The 15,361-nt window shown below is 64.2% G+C and carries 17 protein-coding genes; 10 read left to right on the top strand and 7 right to left on the bottom strand.

The features are described from left to right. The first annotated feature begins 161 nt into the window (after positions 1-161). From ACFWPK_RS28930 to ACFWPK_RS28920, 3 genes are read left to right on the top strand one after another with little or no spacing between them, the layout of a single operon-like run. Positions 162-1,277, top strand: a complete 1,116-nt coding sequence (locus ACFWPK_RS28930; protein WP_378921069.1) for a hypothetical protein — start codon at positions 162-164, stop codon at positions 1,275-1,277. Then, positions 1,261-1,911, top strand: a complete 651-nt coding sequence (locus tag ACFWPK_RS28925; RefSeq protein ID WP_378921068.1) for a hypothetical protein — start codon at positions 1,261-1,263, stop codon at positions 1,909-1,911. The genes ACFWPK_RS28930 and ACFWPK_RS28925 overlap by 17 nt, the downstream gene beginning before the upstream one ends. After that, positions 1,908-2,336 carry a hypothetical protein gene (locus tag ACFWPK_RS28920; protein ID WP_378921066.1) on the top strand — a complete coding sequence of 143 codons (429 nt, stop codon included), beginning with the start codon at positions 1,908-1,910 and terminating at the stop codon, positions 2,334-2,336. The genes ACFWPK_RS28925 and ACFWPK_RS28920 overlap by 4 nt, the downstream gene beginning before the upstream one ends. A 57-nt stretch (positions 2,337-2,393) precedes the next feature. Here ACFWPK_RS28920 and ACFWPK_RS28915 read toward each other — a convergent pair whose 3' ends face one another. Further along, positions 2,394-2,939: a hypothetical protein gene (locus ACFWPK_RS28915; protein WP_378921065.1), complete on the bottom strand. Its 546-nt coding sequence runs from the start codon at positions 2,937-2,939 to the stop codon at positions 2,394-2,396. Between the two features lie 110 nt (positions 2,940-3,049). On the opposite strand from ACFWPK_RS28915, the gene ACFWPK_RS28910 reads away from it, so the two are divergent. Genes ACFWPK_RS28910 through ACFWPK_RS28900 form a run of 3 tightly spaced genes read left to right on the top strand, consistent with a single transcriptional unit; the run spans position 3,050 to position 6,431 of the window. Then, positions 3,050-3,370, top strand: coding sequence for a hypothetical protein (locus ACFWPK_RS28910; RefSeq protein ID WP_378921063.1), 321 nt, complete (start codon positions 3,050-3,052; stop codon positions 3,368-3,370). Further along, positions 3,367-5,232 (top strand): alpha/beta hydrolase, encoded by a 1,866-nt coding sequence (locus tag ACFWPK_RS28905; protein WP_378921061.1) that lies wholly within the window; start codon positions 3,367-3,369, stop codon positions 5,230-5,232. The genes ACFWPK_RS28910 and ACFWPK_RS28905 overlap by 4 nt, the downstream gene beginning before the upstream one ends. 17 nt (positions 5,233-5,249) lie before the next feature. Beyond that, complete coding sequence (locus ACFWPK_RS28900) at positions 5,250-6,431, top strand: LppA family lipoprotein (RefSeq protein WP_378921059.1); 1,182 nt, start codon at positions 5,250-5,252, stop codon at positions 6,429-6,431. 262 nt (positions 6,432-6,693) lie between these two features. On the opposite strand, the gene ACFWPK_RS28895 is transcribed toward ACFWPK_RS28900, so the two are convergent. Both ACFWPK_RS28895 and ACFWPK_RS28890 read right to left on the bottom strand, forming a co-directional pair. After that, positions 6,694-8,205 carry a hypothetical protein gene (locus tag ACFWPK_RS28895; protein WP_378921057.1) on the bottom strand — a complete coding sequence of 504 codons (1,512 nt, stop codon included), beginning with the start codon at positions 8,203-8,205 and terminating at the stop codon, positions 6,694-6,696. After that, on the bottom strand, positions 8,202-8,417 hold the full coding sequence (locus tag ACFWPK_RS28890; RefSeq protein ID WP_378921055.1) for a hypothetical protein: 216 nt from the start codon (positions 8,415-8,417) through the stop codon (positions 8,202-8,204). Before ACFWPK_RS28890 ends, ACFWPK_RS28895 begins: the two co-directional genes overlap by 4 nt. A gap of 180 nt (positions 8,418-8,597) precedes the next feature. Here ACFWPK_RS28890 and ACFWPK_RS28885 point away from each other — a divergent pair, with 180 nt between their 5' ends. Then, on the top strand, positions 8,598-9,239 hold the full coding sequence (locus ACFWPK_RS28885) for a TetR/AcrR family transcriptional regulator (protein WP_378921054.1): 642 nt from the start codon (positions 8,598-8,600) through the stop codon (positions 9,237-9,239). Between the two features lie 59 nt (positions 9,240-9,298). Here ACFWPK_RS28885 and ACFWPK_RS28880 read toward each other — a convergent pair whose 3' ends face one another. Continuing rightward, a complete protein-coding gene (locus ACFWPK_RS28880) occupies positions 9,299-10,717 on the bottom strand; it encodes a WGR domain-containing protein (protein ID WP_378921052.1) in 1,419 nt (472 codons plus the stop codon). Between the two features lie 422 nt (positions 10,718-11,139). Here ACFWPK_RS28880 and ACFWPK_RS28875 point away from each other — a divergent pair, with 422 nt between their 5' ends. The 3 genes from ACFWPK_RS28875 (at position 11,140) to ACFWPK_RS28865 (ending at position 13,156) form a co-directional block, all read left to right on the top strand. Next, entirely contained in the window at positions 11,140-11,673 is a 534-nt protein-coding gene (locus tag ACFWPK_RS28875) for a hypothetical protein (protein WP_378921108.1), read from the top strand. 129 nt (positions 11,674-11,802) lie between these two features. Beyond that, a complete protein-coding gene (locus tag ACFWPK_RS28870) occupies positions 11,803-12,543 on the top strand; it encodes a glucose 1-dehydrogenase (protein WP_378921050.1) in 741 nt (246 codons plus the stop codon). 79 nt (positions 12,544-12,622) lie between these two features. Then, on the top strand, positions 12,623-13,156 hold the full coding sequence (locus tag ACFWPK_RS28865; RefSeq protein WP_378921048.1) for a hypothetical protein: 534 nt from the start codon (positions 12,623-12,625) through the stop codon (positions 13,154-13,156). A 46-nt stretch (positions 13,157-13,202) separates the two neighbouring features. Here the strand turns inward: ACFWPK_RS28865 and ACFWPK_RS28860 are convergent, their stop codons facing one another. The 3 genes from ACFWPK_RS28860 to lipB are packed head-to-tail and all read right to left on the bottom strand — an operon-like array spanning position 13,203 to position 15,324. Continuing rightward, on the bottom strand, positions 13,203-13,514 hold the full coding sequence (locus ACFWPK_RS28860) for a pyrimidine/purine nucleoside phosphorylase (protein ID WP_378921047.1): 312 nt from the start codon (positions 13,512-13,514) through the stop codon (positions 13,203-13,205). Between the two features lie 38 nt (positions 13,515-13,552). Continuing rightward, the gene (lipA, locus tag ACFWPK_RS28855) at positions 13,553-14,575 is read right to left on the bottom strand and encodes a lipoyl synthase (RefSeq protein ID WP_378921045.1); all 1,023 of its coding nucleotides are present in this window, start codon (positions 14,573-14,575) and stop codon (positions 13,553-13,555) included. After that, entirely contained in the window at positions 14,572-15,324 is a 753-nt protein-coding gene (gene lipB / locus ACFWPK_RS28850) for a lipoyl(octanoyl) transferase LipB (RefSeq protein WP_378921043.1), read from the bottom strand. The genes lipA and lipB overlap by 4 nt, the downstream gene beginning before the upstream one ends. Between the last annotated feature and the right edge of the window lie 37 nt (positions 15,325-15,361).

Here is a 15,361-nt window from a genome sequence, read left to right as displayed (position 1 = left end):
CCACCACGAGGCCGCACGGTGACAGCTCATCGCGGTGCTGTTGGGTGATGTACCATCCAACGGGCACTTGTTCTATCAAGGGGGATTCGACTTCGAATGGGAATATTGCGATTTGTGGGGCAGCGTAAGGCCTTCCAAGCGATCAATTCGATGGGTCGGTCGTGACTGAACTCTCGATCGAGGCGGCTCGGCTCCACGGGTTCAGGTTGGATCTACTGGACGTTGGAGCGAACTTTTCCTCTAATACCTCGCGTCTGATGCCCGAGATCAGATTGCCAGAAGGATCATCAGGACTTCTCGCTGAACTAGCGCCGCCACTGGCGAGATTTCATTCCTCGGTCGAGGCTGGGCAGCGTGCAGATCTAACCGCGATTCAAGGTCTTGCTGACGGACTGTCGACAGCGGCATCTGGATTCCAAACGACAGACCAAGAAAACGCAAACGATCTGGCCGGTATCGGAGGCCAAGCCCGTCCCACTGATCAGTCGGCCAATGTCGAACCCGTTCGACATACCTCGCTGCAGCTGCCGGTGCTTACCAACACCGAACCTGTTCAGTACTCGGTCCGTCAAATAGTAACTGCGGCTATTGATTCGATCTCGTGCTATGACGCTGCGATCATGGCTGCAGTCGGCGTCAAGCCGGCAGCGGACTACCTGTCCCCGCTCGAAGCCGACTGGGAGTCGTTGAAGGCTGTCGGCAAGCAAGTGCGGCTCCTCGGGATCAACGACTTTGTCGCATCCGAGAACCTATCCGGCGGTACGAGGTGGCTCCGGACTGACTGGTCGGGCGATGCTGCCCAGGCGTTCGAGTCGAGTGCGAGTACCTCTTCGAAGTCATTGACCGAGCGCAGCGATGACATGGAGGCCGTCGGTCAGATTCTCGAGGCAGCTGCTGCCCTGCTGGAGCGTCTCGTGTACAACCAGGCCGCGGAACTCAGCGGCGGTCTGGCTACATCGATCACCCTGCTCGATTTTACGTTTCCCTTGGGGATTTGGGCTCAAGCACTGGCTGAGCCGATCGAGGAGTCGCTGCGTTCGAAGATCTCATCCGAACTAGATGCACTCCTCGCGGCCGCTAAGTCTCGCCAGGACCAAATCCGGACAGCGATCGGGCGTGTCTCCCAGGCGTTGGAATATTCGCCAGGTCGTGAAGCTCCTGTATTTTCGTCCAGCGATTTCATCGCCCCGGCCCGCGCCGTCGCGGATGTGGGAGTTCGACGCTACGGTTACAGTAACAATATATGGTGGGAGAACAGCATTGCATCCGCCGCCTGATCCGCCGAAGAAGAACCAGGCTGCCTATGGCTCACGTACGGGTATTGCCGACAAGGTCGAGGCCAGAACCTACAAGACTATTGACGCCTTTATCGCTATGCAGTTTTTCGAGAAGGGTGGATACCCCTTTTCGGCAGACCTCCTCAAGTTCTACCTGTCCAACCCTGGTCCGAATTCGGACTTCACGATCAAGTCGGAGTTCTTTCAGAAGACGGTGAATACCGAAGATGTCAAGGGCGTCGTGTCGCGGTGTCTCGACAGCATAATTGACCAGGCGAGGGCGGACCCGCAAGTCGGGGTTGTTCGTGAGCTCACGTCCAATTGGATAGGTGCCGGTCCGACGGAGAATCAGGATGTCGAATTCGGGATCGGCCATTTTGATGTTTCAGTCGGAAGCGACACAATTGTACGCTCTGCAGAAGATGGTCTTCACGCCGAAGTGAGCTACAAGGTGTATGTTTGGGACTACTACAATTTTGAAGCGAAGAACTGGATCCCATTCGGCAACGTCAAGAGAAATACGGCAAACGAAATCGGAGCCCATATGCGTGAGCTCGAAGAGTTCGGATGGGCGCGAAGTTATGTCGCCCGCGGACAGTCCGACGCCATCCAAACTTGGGTTCAGAAGCTGTGAACCGAAAGTTCGGCGGGGTAGTTCTTGCTGCTGCGGTCGCTCTGGCTGCACTCGTGATGGTGGGCTGTGCGAGTCAACGTTCAGATCTCCGCGCTCTTGAATCATGTGGTTCCTTTCTGTTCCCGGCGGGAGCCGAGCTGGCGGAGTACGAAGTCCGGACTTCCTTCGGGGACGAGACCATGGTTGCGGTCGTCGAAGTTCCTGTCAGTGAATTGAATGAATTCAAGGTAGGGTCAAATATTGACCGATTCAGTCCCGGCGTCCCGGAGTATTTGAAGGATTACTGGCGTAACACAAAGAATTTCCCTGCCCTTGAATCGGGACGTGCTGAGCACGCCGATGAAGGGGGCGTGTCTCAGACTCGATGGGTCGCACATTCGAGCGAAGGTGCGACCGACATCATCTTTATCCGGGCTGCATGTTGATTTCGGTCACTTTCGCGGCTGGTGTCCTGGCCTGAACAGGTTTGGGCGTCCTCTGGTCTAGCGCTCGAGCCAGGATTCCCGTTGGAAGTACTCGTCGTCGGCTTCGTCGTCTTCTAGCGTCGGTTCGCGCCGAGTGGCCGCTGGTGTTGTCGCTGGAGGTGCCCAGCCCGGATGCTGCTGCTCGGGTGCAACCGACGGGGGATACGGCGACTGATGCTGCGGTGGGACCGGCTGATACTGCGGCGGCGACGTTGGTTGCTGCGTCGGGAACAACGGCTGCTGTGGCAGTGGCTGGTCGAGCGCGCCCGCATAGCGTTCCCGCTGAGCTCGCAGGCGTGGATCGTTGTCGATTTCGGCAATCGCCGCGTTTAGAGCCTGGCGAGACCGGGCGAGCGCCGTGGCGTGGAGGCGAATGATCGCGTCGACGAGAGTGTCAGGGTCGAGGCGGCGGCCTGCCTCGGTGAGATGGATCGCTTCCAGGGCTCCGTCGGCGCTGACCTGCACCGATGCGACGGCCCCGACTAGCGCCGCTGATGCGGGTCGAGTGACGCCGGCGTGAAGTCGGTCGGTGTTGGCGTGGAGTGGATCGAGTGCGCCGGTCATGATGTTGTTCCCCTATCGATCATCCTGGCGGTGCCCGCGGGAGTCTATAGTGGCCGGGAGTCGATCGCGTTGGGGAGCGTCGCGGCGTAACCCTGGGGGAGGGAAATCCAGTGAGTCCGACACCGAGTGCTGAATCGTTCGATCTCGACCCAGATGCCGTGCGCGCACTCGCCGCGGGGATGGGTACCGCAGGCCAAGAGATCCATGTCATCGGCAAGGGCGGTGCACTCGCCGATGGCGTCTACGAGTGCATGCCCAATGGTGACACTCCACCGGCGTATCAGGTCGCGTCGCGGCGCGCGGACAAGGCGATGGGCGCGGTGGGGACCGCGCTGGCGGAGCTGAGCGGCGGGACCGTAGCGGCAGTGATCACGTTCCAGCAGCAGGATCAGGCGTTTGCTGGTGCGCTGAACGGTACAGGTGAGCGATGAGTCAGCATCTGACGGTTCCGCTGGTCGAATCGTGGAAACCGGTCGTCTTCGGCGCTCAGGCTGTCGAGTTCACCCGGCAGGCGGGCGAGCTACGCACCGCGATCGACACCCAATATCGTGCGGTCGATGCCTCGCGTGACACGTTCCGTCGCGAAACCGGCGATGCCATGCGAGCCCGCTACGACGAGGTCCACAAGAAGGCGTTGATCATCATCGACGCTCTCGAACGCGGCCGGGATGCTGCCACCACCGCACAGTCGGCGATCGGGTCTGCGCGCGATCTGCTGGTGTCGAAGAAAGCCGACGCGATCGGCAAGGGCTTCGAGGTTCGCGACGACGGCACGTGCGTGGTCGGCGAAACGGCTAAGCAACGCCTGTACTCGGCAGTCGCGAGCGCGTCGACCGATCCGAAGGTGGTCGCCGACAAGTACACCGTCGGGATGGCCGCGTTGGACGTGTCGGCCAAGGACCACACCAAGTGGGTCAAGGACGCCCTGACCGGTGCGATCAATGCCGATACCGCAGCGAAGGCGGCGATCGAAGCCGCGTTCGAGAATCTGCCGACACCGGACTCGTTCAACAACGAGAGCACACCGAAGACCGGCACCCCGCAACCACCGAAAGGTGCTACACCGCAAGCAAATCGGGCATGGTGGGACTCGCTCACCACTGCGCAGAAGAACGAGGTCCAGGCCAGCTCACCCGGGGTTGTCGGCAACCTTGATGGACTGCCCGTCGAGGTGCGCGACAAAGCGAACCGGGCGATGATCCAGCCCGAACAGGATCGACTCCTGGACGACAAATCGAGGTTCGAGGCTGCCGTGGTGGCCGCGGGCGCCACGGGGGATATGGCCGGAGTTGCGGAGGCGCAAACCGGCCTGGACCGCACGGAGCAGAAACTCAAGGACCTCGCGGCGGTCAAGACCGCGGTCGGGGACAACCCTGGCTCATCGAATCCGCCACGCTATCTGATGGCGCTCGATATGCAGTCCGGGCGACAGGGTCGCGCTGCGGTGTCGGTCGGCAATCCCGATACAGCTGACCATATTTCAGTCACGACCCCCGGACTCGGCTCGGATTTGGACTCGACCCTTCTTGGTGGCGGCGAGCCGAAAAATGTGAACGGCGGCATGCTGGGCGAGGCCGGGAAAATGATCGAAACCTCCCAGTCCCAACTGAAAGCGGAGGGGCGTGAGGGTGAAGAAATCGCGGCGGTGTCCTGGTTCGGTTACGACCCGCCGCAGGGTGGGATGGGGAGTCTGTCCGAAGTCGAGCCCGACATGATCAACGTCACCAACGAAGGTCGCGCACAGGAAGCGGCGCAACCGTTGTCGTCGTTCTACACCGGTCTCGATGTTGCCAGCGAGAAGAACGATCCCCATATCACCGCGCTCGGCCACTCCTACGGATCGTTGGCGACCAGCCACGCCTTGCAGCAGCAGTCCGGCGTTGTCGACGACGTCGTCTTCTACGGGTCGCCGGGCTTGGGTGCCGATATTCCGGGTCTGCCGGGCCTGAACGGATTGGGTTCGCCCATCACCAACCTCGGGTTCAACGACGCTGTGGAGAACGCGGGCGATCTCGGGCTTCGCAACGGCCACGTTTACGAGATGACCGAACACGGCGAGATCGTCGGCAACCTCGATTCGTTCGGCCGGAGCCCGGACGAGATGCCCTGGGTCACCCATCTGAGCACTGACCCGATCACCGTCGGTGACCAGCACTACGAGAGCGGCGCCGAGAACCCGCACTCGGAATACGGTCGGACGGGTTCGAACGGCAACCTTCACCGCTCGGGCTACAACCTCGCAGCGATCGTCGCCGGATTGCCTGAGAACGCCACCAACCCGAAGACTGGCTGATGACTCGACGATCGACGGTGGCGCAACGCAAACGACGTACCCGGACCAGGCAACAGATAGCGAAGGTACGCGACCTGCTCGTGGTAGCGATGTGCTGTCTTGCCACTTCGAGTCTTGTCATCGGATGTGATGCGGCACGCACTCACCCAACCATTACCGGTGCGGAGGAGACGGCCGCCGCGACACAGCAGCTGCGCAAACGCCCCAGTGCGGAGACGGAATTCACCGCGATGCGATCCATGACGATGGAAATCGGGGCAGTCGCTGCCGAGTTGATCCCAGGCATCACCTTCGAGTGGTCGAAGAGCGACTACCTCCGCACCGAGCAATGTTTCAAGCCCTATGACCAGACGGGCGGAGCGATGATCGGTCTGGAGAGTTACAGTTCTGCTCCGACTGTCGCCGTTTCGGATGAAGTGTGGCAGCAGTTCGCCCTGCGGGTTAAGAGCATCGCGGAGCGTGTTGGTGCGACTGTTCCCTCCTCTGGACCGGACCCGCTCGCAGGTGGCGGTGCGTTCTACAACCCGGAGGACGGGACCAGGATCTGGCTGGGCCGGAACCAGGGGATCTCCATCGAAACCAAGGTCGGCTGCCGCTTGTACGAAGCGCAGCTCACCCATGCCAGTCAGCCGACTCCCACCACCCTTGAAGAAACTGCCGCAGCCGAACAACGCCTACTTCAACGCCGCAGCCTCGAAGACGAACTCGCCGAGATGCGTTCCGCTGTCGAGGAAATCAGCACGGCCGCTAACGGTTTCCTCCAGTCCGAGACGTTCGAATGGGACTCTGGGATTTCGTATGAGCCGAAACCTTGCGGACGTCCCTACGACCAAACCCAGGGAACGGCGCTCGCACTGGAGGACTACGAGGTCAAGGTCATTTCGCTCTCAGCCATACCTGACAATGGCTGGCAGCAGTTCGCTGACCGTGCCCGCGAAGTCGCCGCCCGTTTCGGCGCGACGCTGCCGGTGATCAGCGAGATGCCTGGCAACTACCACCAGGACTTCGTCAACAGCGAGGACGGTGCCCGCATCTCTGTCCGGAAGAACCAACTCACCGTGACGATCACCGCTCAGACCGGATGTCGTCTTGCCGAGAACCCGCGTCTGCGTAGATCCGGGCTGCCGGGCCCAGGCGAGCACGTCCCCTATCCGACTCCTTTTCCAACGCCGACCACCCCGATTGCGCGACCGCGATGACCAGGCTTTCGCGCAATCCCCATGCAGCGAGGCCTTCAGAGTGAGGCAGACCAAAGAGGTCGCCGCATCGAGGAGTGCTCAGAAGGCATCGTCGACGCGGACAGGGTTGGCATCAATGGACTGCCGCGAGCCCAATCCCTGTTGTCGACAGTAGGCATCCAGCCCTGCTTCGCTGCGGAACACGCTGTCCCACAATGCATGTCCCGCATGAGCGGCCTTCACGACTGACAAGTCGCGAGGATGCTGATAGGGCCTCGGACGATCAGTCGGCAGTCAGGTTGTCCGCGAGTTCTGGTTGATCGCATCGAGTCGCTTGCGTAGCAAGCAGGCTGCGGAGGCGTTCGGGGATTTCTGTGCGGATGTCGGACAAGCCTTGCCAGATGGCGGGAACTCGCGTGGTGATGGTGCCGACAAGGGCTTCCAGGTTGTCGGCTTCGTTGAGGAGGGTGAGGGAGCGGGATCGAGCGGAGAAGTCCTGGCGGAGAAGGATTTGTATCAGGGTTGTGGTGCAATCGGCTGCGGGGGCGGCTTGGACCGCGGCTCGGAATTCGTTGTCGGTGAGGGTGTTTATGGTGGTCGCGAGGGTGTCGTGGGTTGTGGTGGGGAGGTCGTTGAGGAGGGGGAGGGCTTCGGGCCAGAGGTTGTGGCTGGCGGTGGCTTCGATGACAGCGGTCAAGTAGGCGGGGCGGTGCATTACCGGGAGGGAGGCCAGGCGTTTGCGGTCGGGGGTGGAGAGGGCGAGGGCTACCGGGAGGAGGGTGGGCCAGTGACTTTCGGTGTGGGCTTGTTCTATGAGGGTCGTAAGGGAGTCGTCGGGTTCCGCGGCTACTCGGGCGGCGACGGTGTGGAGTTGGGTAGGGGAGAGGTGGGTCGCTAGGGGGAGTAGGGAGAGCCAGAGGTTTTGGGTTAGGGCCAGGTCGGCGATTTTGGTGAGGAGGGTGGGGTTTTGCATGGTGGGGCGCTGGGCCAGGCGTTGTAGGGGTTCCGGGTCCATGCCAGCTGCTACGGGGAGGAGGGTGTCCCAGGCATCGAGTTCTTCTACTGCGGTGAGGAGGCCGTCGATGACCTCGTCGTCTTGGGCGGCTACGACGTTGGCCAGGCGGGAGCGTTCGGTGGGGCCTAGGAGGGCGAGCAGGGTGATTGCTTTGGGCCATTCGCCAGCTTCATGAGTCGCTCGGATGACACCGGGGACGCGGTCGGTGACGACGGTGAGGAGGCGGTCGGCTGCTGAGGTTTCCTCGAGGTAGTAGCCGACCTGGAGGATGTCGAGGTCGGAGGCGTGGGGGAGGGCTGCGCGCAGGACCGAGTCGGGGACCGAGCCTGCGAGGTTGCCCATCGTCAGATAGTCGCCGCGGGTGATCAATTCGCTGGCGACCGCTGCTGCCATCGGGCCGGGGACCTGGGCGATCAGTTCGACGGCTCGGCGGGGGTCGAGGGTGAGGGTGGCGTCGGCGAGGAAGCTGGGGGAGAGCGCGCTGGCGATCGCTACGGCGCGGGACGGGTCGACCGAGCCGGCGAGTGCGGCGGCCAGAACCGGGCCGAAGGCGGCTTCGGTGATTTTGGCGGCGATGGGGGCGGGGACGAGCTTGGCGGCGGCGCCGACTCGCTGCATGCGGCGGGCCTCGCGGCTGGCGGTGAGATCGGTGATCTGGTCGCGGAATTCGCGCAGGGCCGCAGGTGGGAGGGTGGCGAGGAACTCCAGGTCGGCGGGGGTGCGGTCGAGGACGCGGGCCAGTTTGACCAGTTCGACGGTGGTGTGGTGGGTTGTGGTCATAGTCCGAGCACCTTCTTCACGGCGGGGCGGGCCAGGCGGGGGATCAGGCGCATGCCGGAGTCGAGGGCGCCGTCGAGGGCGGCCTTGCGCTGGTCGAGGGCGGCGCGGACGTAGTCGTCGAGGAGTGCCAGCTCGTCGGGGGTGAGGGTGGCGAAGTCGGGTGGCGGTGGGGCGCCGAGTGTTGCGGTGAGTTGGCGCAGGGCATCCGACACGGACTGTCTCCTTCGATGCGATGTCCGGCAGTTCGTACTGCCGGTACGACCAACGATACTGCCGGTACGTTGTGTCTCATGTAAAGACCCCTGCACCGGCAATACGTGAATACTTCGAGCGTACTGCTGGTACGTGTATCGTTGCCGACCGTGACCCGCGCCAGCCGACGACCTCCGCCGGTGACTCGGGATGCCATCGTCGAGGCCGCGATCAGGGTGCTCGACCGGGATGGCCCGCATCCGAGCATGGATGCTTTCGCGGTCGAGGCCGGGATCACGAAGCCGCGGCTGTATCGGCAGTTCACCGACAAAGGTGATCTATACGCGGCCATCGGTACGCGATTCGCCGACTCGGCGTTCGCCGCGACGGGGACCGACCTGACCCTGCTGTTGCAGCCGCCCAGCGCCGCTATCGATCGTGCGCTCACCGACTACGCCGTCGGAATTCTGGCCCACCCCAACGTTTTCCGGTTCCTGACGCAGACGAGTGCGAACCGTGAGGGAGTGACGGGTCAGTACGACCTCGCCGGTACGGTGGCGGGTCGCTTCGCGGAAAGAGCTCGGGCGGTCGCGGATTCGATTCCCTTGGATGCCGAGGGAATCGAATATCTGGCGCGGGCGATCGTCGGTGTGATGATCGTGCTGACCGATCTGTGGCTGAGCGACGCGGAGCCGGATTCCGGTGAATTCGTGAGCAGGGTGCATGAATTGGTGTGGGGGATGATCGATGCGTTTCTGCGCGGGCGGGGGATCGCGGCGGATCCAGGGGTACCGATCTTCGTCACCCTGGCGGCGTTGAACCCGGATGCGGGCGAAGTCTGAGGCATCGGTGATCGGGGTCCAGGCCATCGTCGATGGGTGACGGGCGGGGTCACCGGGCCTCAACCCAGGCGGCGGATGTCGCCGCGGACTCGGTAGAAGCCGCCGCGGGCGGATTCGGAGACGGCGTCGACGACGTAGCGGGCGCCGGCCAGGCGGATGTCGCGGGGGAACTGGACGTTCCAGCCGGGGTCGTAGCCGGGGGAGATGACGTGGACGCGCAGGGAGTCGCCGTGCTGGAGGCATTCGACGATGACGCCGGTGCCGACGTCGGTGGTGAGTTCGAGGGCGGTGCTGGGGGCTACGGCGGAGAATTCGGGGGCTTTCACCGAGCGGGTGGTGGGCAGGACGCCCTGGTCGGCGTCGCGGATGGCGGATTCGCTGACGTCGAGGCAGGCCAGGGCGCCGGAGGTGGTGACCAGGTAGAGCTTTTCGTCGTGGTACTGCATGGAGTAGGCGGAGCCGCAGCCGGTGGCGAGTTTCCACAGGCGGGTGCCGGTGGCGTCGAAGCAGTAGACCGAGGAGTGGGAGTCGCCCGCGAAGACGTAGCGGCCGTCGGGGGAGGCGGCGCAGGAGAAGACGGCGGCGTCGCACTGGTAGGTGCGGGTGGCGGTGCCCTGCTTGGTGATCTCCTCGACCTGGTTATGGGAGGTGCCCGCGTAGACGGTGTCGGATTCCTGCCAGCCGAACAGGACCGCGCCACGGGTGGACGAATTCCACTGTGAGCGACCGGTTTCCAGGTGGTACTTGGTGACGCCGGCGCTGTGGCCGTGGTAGACGCCGGTGGGGTCGACGCGGACCATCCAGCCGGAATTGCCCTTGCTGCGGGCCGACCAGAGGGATTCCTCTTCATGGTCGATGACGGTCAGGCCGCCCGCGGCGTCGGAGGCGGCGAGGATGCCGTCGTGGATGTCGAGCCAATAGACGTCGTCGGCGGAGACGTCGTAGGCGGCGCGGGGGACTTTGCCGGACAGGTCGTAGACGCGGCCGTCGTCGCAGCCCGCGTAGATCCAGAAGTCGTCGGCGACAATGCATTTCACCGCGTCGGGCAGTTTGAAGCGGTTGGTGACGACGCCGGCGGGGGAGAGGGTGAAGACTTCGCCCTCTTCGTTGCCGACCCAGCAGCGCTGATCGTCGACGAAGATGCCGAAGGCGGCGGCACCGGAGTCGAAACGCCACAGGACGGGGGCCGACTTGGCGGTGGAGCGCTGGCTGGTGATGCTGCGGCGGGTGACGGTGCGGCGTTCGCGCGCGCCCATCACGGCGGGGGCGTAGCCCTTGCGCATCTTCTCGCCGATCTTTTTCTGCGCGGCCGACTTCGCCTTGTCCTCGGTGGTGAACGAGCTCGCTTTGGACTGACCCTGCTCGCCGATGCGACCGTAACGGATATTGACGTGCGTTCCGGTGACGACTACCTCATAGAACTTGTGCGAGGAGCCCGCGTCGTCGGACAGTTCGAGATAAGTGGTTTCGGCGGTCATGCGTCCTCGCTGAGCTCGTGGAGATCGAATGCACGAAAAGTAGCAAGGGGCACCGACATTCGGCGCGGTGCTCGTCAGAGGCGGTGTATCCGGCCGCCGGAAGGTAGAGGAATGCGGCCCGACCGCACTGGGCCGCCTGCGCGGGATCGCGGCGGATCCGGCGATGCGACAGGCCGTCGGTGTAACGACACGCGGCGAAAGGATTGCGGGATCGCGTCGGGTGATAGATGCTGGTCCGACTGTGTAGTGTGCGTGTGGACGTGACATTTCCGCGACCGTTTCGTAATCTTACAGTGACCTGTTCTCGACAACGACTGGTGATCTACATCGTGACTGCTTCGCATCGCAAACCGTCGGCTCCCAAGAGCCGCATGCCGCTCGCCGTATGCAGTCTCGCGGCGACTATTCCCGGCATGTTGATGATGGTGATGCGGCCGGGTGCGGAGGTCCAGGCGGTGGCTTCGGTCGAACCGCTGTCGACCTCGGCCATCGAGCCCGACCCGATCGCCGCCGCGCCGACGCACGATGAGCCGCAACCTGGGCCGATCGTCAGGGCCGATGACGAGCTGGCGGCATTGTCGGCGCTGAAGGTCAAGGTGCTGTGCGGGACGGAGTTCAATGGGACGCTGCCGCATGTGGCTCAGGTCGGCAATCTGCTGCAGAAGATGTTCGGGGTCGCCGACATCGGTGGTGCGCACGGTCGCTACGACGGTGACCACGGTGCGGGGCAAGCGCTCGACGTCATGACATCGAACGCCGCGTTGGGTAATACGATCGCCGATTTCGTGCTGGCCAACAAGGCGCGCTTCGGTGTCACCTATGTGATCTGGCAGCAGCGGTACAACGACGGCGGCGGCTGGTCCTACATGGAGGATCGTGGCAGCCCGACGCAGAATCACTACGACCACGTGCACATTTCGTTCAAGTCGTCGGGCGCGGCCAACATCGCCTGCTGATTCCAGCTCGCGTGAGCGCGTCGCCGCCCATCGAGAATAGTTAGAACGCGTTCTAGCTAAACTGCCCCTTCGAGGGGACCGTCCTCATACGGTGTGAGGAGTTTCGGTTCTACGAAGGAGCGCGCGGACATGGGACGTTTGGCCGGCAAGGTCGCGGTGATCAGTGGTGGGGCTCGGGGGATGGGGGCGGCGCACGCTCGGCGGTTTGTCGCCGAGGGGGCCTCGGTGGTGATCGGCGATGTGCTCGATGACGAAGGCGCCACGGTGGCAAAAGAGCTCGGTGACGCGGTGGCGTACCGGCATCTCGATGTTCGCGAGCCGGAGCAGTGGACGGCGATCGTGGCGGCCGCGGTCGAGGAGTTCGGTGGCCTGCATGTGCTGGTGAACAACGCGGGGATCGTCAATGGAAATCTGCTGGCGGATTTCGCGCTGGACGAGTGGCAGCGGATCCTCGATATCAATCTGACCGGCACGTTTCTCGGTATGCGGGCGGCGATTCCGGCGATGAAGGATTCCGGTGGCGGGTCGATCGTGAACATCTCCTCGGTGGAGGGGATGCGGGGTAGCCCTGGTCTGCACGGGTACACGGCGACGAAGTTCGCGGTGCGTGGGCTCACCAAGTCGGCGGCGCTCGAGCTGGCGCCGCAGGGGATTCGGGTGAACTCGGTGCATCCGGGGCTGATCTCCACGCCGATGACCGAGGGAATTCCGGCGGACTTCTTGCAGATCCCGCTCGCGCGGGCAGCCGAGGCGGATGAGGTGTCGGCGCTGGTGGCGTATCTGGCATCCGACGAATCCTCGTACTCGACCGGCGCGGAGTTCGTGGTGGACGGTGGGCTCACCGTCGGTGTACCGCACAAAAGCTTCTGACCTGGCGCGCAGAGCGTGCTGGGCGATCAGCTCACCCGAACGTGTTATCTCGGCGCGCGAAAGCGAGGAAGATGGAGAGATGGCCCCCAACAGTGCGAAATATCTGATCAGCAACGGCACCGACGACCGGGTGTCGCTTTTCGATGACGGGCGCGTGAAGGTTTGGTCGACCACCCACCTGTGGACCGAAGAAGGTCGCGAGCGGCACAACGCCCTCGGCGAGACCGTGCTGCTCGGGATCGGGCGCACCCTCGGAACTGCCGGACCTGTGGACCGGCGTCAGCAGTGCGACGCGGAGTTCGAGCTCGACCCGGAGAAGGGTCACACGGTCGCCGCGACCGTCGGCGCGGATAACGGAACGTTCGTGCAGTTCTTCCATGACGGCCAGATCGCGGTCGGCAATGACGGGCGCGATGTGGCGACGGTGTTCAACGCGGGCCGGGAGACGATTTCGGCTCGTGGCACGACCGGTGTCGGCGGGTCGGTGATGGTCACCTTCGGTGGCAGCTACCGGCCGAGGACCAAGCGTGAGAGCGACTTTCAGGCGGAATTGAGCGAGGCCACCGCCCCGCGGCCCAACCGGTTGTACAAGGACGAGTTCCTCGTGAAGTAGACCGGCGAACCGGGGCGACCGAGCTGGTCGCCCCGGCTCCGGTTCGTCAGCCGTAGTAGCAGACGTAGTGCATGGTGTCGACGACCTCGATGTCGAAGGCGCTGTCACCGGGGATCTTGAACGACTCGCCCGCGCGGTAGGTGACGGCCTCGGTCGTACCGGCCAATGTCACATTGGCCTGGCCCGCGACCAGCTCCATGATCTCGGGAGCGCTGGTGGTGAAGGTGAGCGACGACGGCTGGATCACGCCGACCGACACCGAGGCGCCATCGGGCAACTCGAGGCTGTAGCTGACGCACTTGCCGTCGAAGTAGACGTTGGCCTTCTTGCTGACGGAGACGTTCTCGAACTTCGACATGGGTCCTTCCGAGGGGGTGAGGGGACCCTTAGTCTAGGTCAGCTGCCGAAGCGGGCCAGGACCGAGCTGGCTTCCTGGGAGGCGGTGCCTTCCTTGGCGAGGTGGGACATGGCTTCGGGGATCTCGCGGCCGTGGTGGGTCATGGCCTGGGCGTAGAGGCGGCCCGCTCGGTAGGAGGAGCGGACCAGGGGGCCTGCCATGACGCCGGCGAAGCCGAGTTCTTCGGCGACCTTGGAGTGTTCGACGAATTCCTCCGGCTTCACCCAGCGGTCGACGGGGTGGTGGCGAGGAGAAGGCCGCAGGTACTGGGTGATGGTGAGGATGTCGCAGCCCGCTTCGTGGAGGTCGCGCATCGCTTCGGTGACCTCTTCGGGGGTTTCGCCCATGCCGAGGATGAGGTTGGACTTGGTGACCAGGCCCGCCTCGCGCGCGGCGGTGATCACGGCGAGGGAGCGCTCGTAGCGGAAGGCGGGGCGGATGCGCTTGAAGATGCGCGGCACCGTTTCCAGGTTGTGCGCGAGGACCTCGGGGCGGCTGGAGAAGACCTCGGCCAGCTGGTCGGGGTCGGCGTTGAAGTCGGGGATGAGCAGTTCGACGCCGGTGGCGGGGTTGATCGCCTTGATGGCGCGCACGGTCTCGGCGTAGAGCCAGGCGCCGCCGTCGTCGAGGTCATCGCGGGCGACGCCGGTGATCGTGGAGTAGCGCAGGCCCATCGACTGGACGCTCTCGGCGACGCGGCGGGGCTCGTCGCGGTCGAGGGCGGCGGGCTTGCCGGTGTCGATCTGGCAGAAGTCGCAGCGGCGGGTGCACTGTTCACCGCCGATGAGGAAGGTGGCTTCGCGGTCTTCCCAGCATTCGAAGATGTTGGGGCAGCCCGCTTCTTCGCAGACGGTGTGCAGGCCTTCGGATTTCACCAGGCTCTTGAGCTCGGTGTATTCGGGGCCCATCGTGGCGCGGGTGCGAATCCACTTGGGTTTGCGCTCGATCGGGGTCTCCGCGTTGCGCGCTTCGATGCGCAGCAGCTTGCGTCCGGCGGGGGCAGAGGCGTCTACGGAACTCACCGGACCGACTCTACGCTCGGGGCCTGCGGGTTCGCCGGTGCGGTGGTGCGATCAATGTCATGGGGCGTGACGGGAATTTCGCCGTCGAGCGCGGCAACAATCGCGGCCGCGACGAGGGGCTCGAGTTCGGCGACGGTGACTTCGCGGCCGAGTTCGCGGGTCAGGGTGGTGACGCCGGCGTCCTTGATGCCGCAGGGCACGATCGCCTGGAAGCCGTCGAGGGCGGAATTGCAGTTCAGGGAGATGCCGTGCAGGGCGACACCGCGCTGCACCCGCACCCCGATCGCGGCGATCTTGCGTTCGGCGAACAGCTCGGTGGCGGGCAGCCACACCCCGGACCGGCCTTCGATGCGGCCGCAGGTGATGCCGAACCCGGTGACGACCCGGATCAGTGCTTCCTCCAGGCGCCGGACGTAGTGGACGACGTCGACGGGCTCGGCGAGGCGGATGATCGGGTAGCCGACCAGCTGGCCGGGACCGTGCCAGGTGATCTTGCCACCGCGGTCGACCTGCACCACCGGACTGCCGTCGATCGGCAGATCCTCGGCCTCGGTACGGCGGCCCGCGGTGTAGACCGACGGGTGCTCGAGCAGGAGCAGCCGATCGGAGCCTTCGCCTGCGGCGCGCTGATCGGCGATCTGCCGTTGCAGCTCCCAGGCGGCGTGGTATTCGATGAGTCCGAGATTCTCGACCACGATCGGGGTCGTATCGAATCGCGCGGACGCGGTGGGGCGCGTGTCGTTCACCATTGCGACGTTACGCCGGGGGACCGACGAGGCCAAAGGA

It is taken from the genome of Nocardia sp. NPDC058519 (assembly GCF_042719755.1).
Classification (GTDB): domain Bacteria; phylum Actinomycetota; class Actinomycetes; order Mycobacteriales; family Mycobacteriaceae; genus Nocardia.
The sequence above is the reverse complement of the archived record's forward strand: the minus strand, read 5'-3'. Positions and strand labels throughout refer to the sequence as shown.

What these genes read in the sequence shown, in the direction of transcription:
- ACFWPK_RS28915 (WP_378921065.1), bottom strand. Translation starts at nt 2,939, where the DNA reads ATGACCGGCGCACTCGATCCACTCCACGCCAACACCGACCGACTTCAC.
- ACFWPK_RS28905 (WP_378921061.1), top strand. Translation starts at nt 3,367, where the DNA reads ATGAGTCAGCATCTGACGGTTCCGCTGGTCGAATCGTGGAAACCGGTC.
- ACFWPK_RS28895 (WP_378921057.1), bottom strand. Translation starts at nt 8,205, where the DNA reads ATGACCACAACCCACCACACCACCGTCGAACTGGTCAAACTGGCCCGC.
- ACFWPK_RS28880 (WP_378921052.1), bottom strand. Translation starts at nt 10,717, where the DNA reads ATGACCGCCGAAACCACTTATCTCGAACTGTCCGACGACGCGGGCTCC.
- ACFWPK_RS28875 (WP_378921108.1), top strand. Translation starts at nt 11,140, where the DNA reads ATGGTGATGCGGCCGGGTGCGGAGGTCCAGGCGGTGGCTTCGGTCGAA.
- ACFWPK_RS28870 (WP_378921050.1), top strand. Translation starts at nt 11,803, where the DNA reads ATGGGACGTTTGGCCGGCAAGGTCGCGGTGATCAGTGGTGGGGCTCGG.
- ACFWPK_RS28865 (WP_378921048.1), top strand. Translation starts at nt 12,623, where the DNA reads ATGGCCCCCAACAGTGCGAAATATCTGATCAGCAACGGCACCGACGAC.
- ACFWPK_RS28860 (WP_378921047.1), bottom strand. Translation starts at nt 13,514, where the DNA reads ATGTCGAAGTTCGAGAACGTCTCCGTCAGCAAGAAGGCCAACGTCTAC.
- lipB (WP_378921043.1), bottom strand. Translation starts at nt 15,324, where the DNA reads ATGGTGAACGACACGCGCCCCACCGCGTCCGCGCGATTCGATACGACC.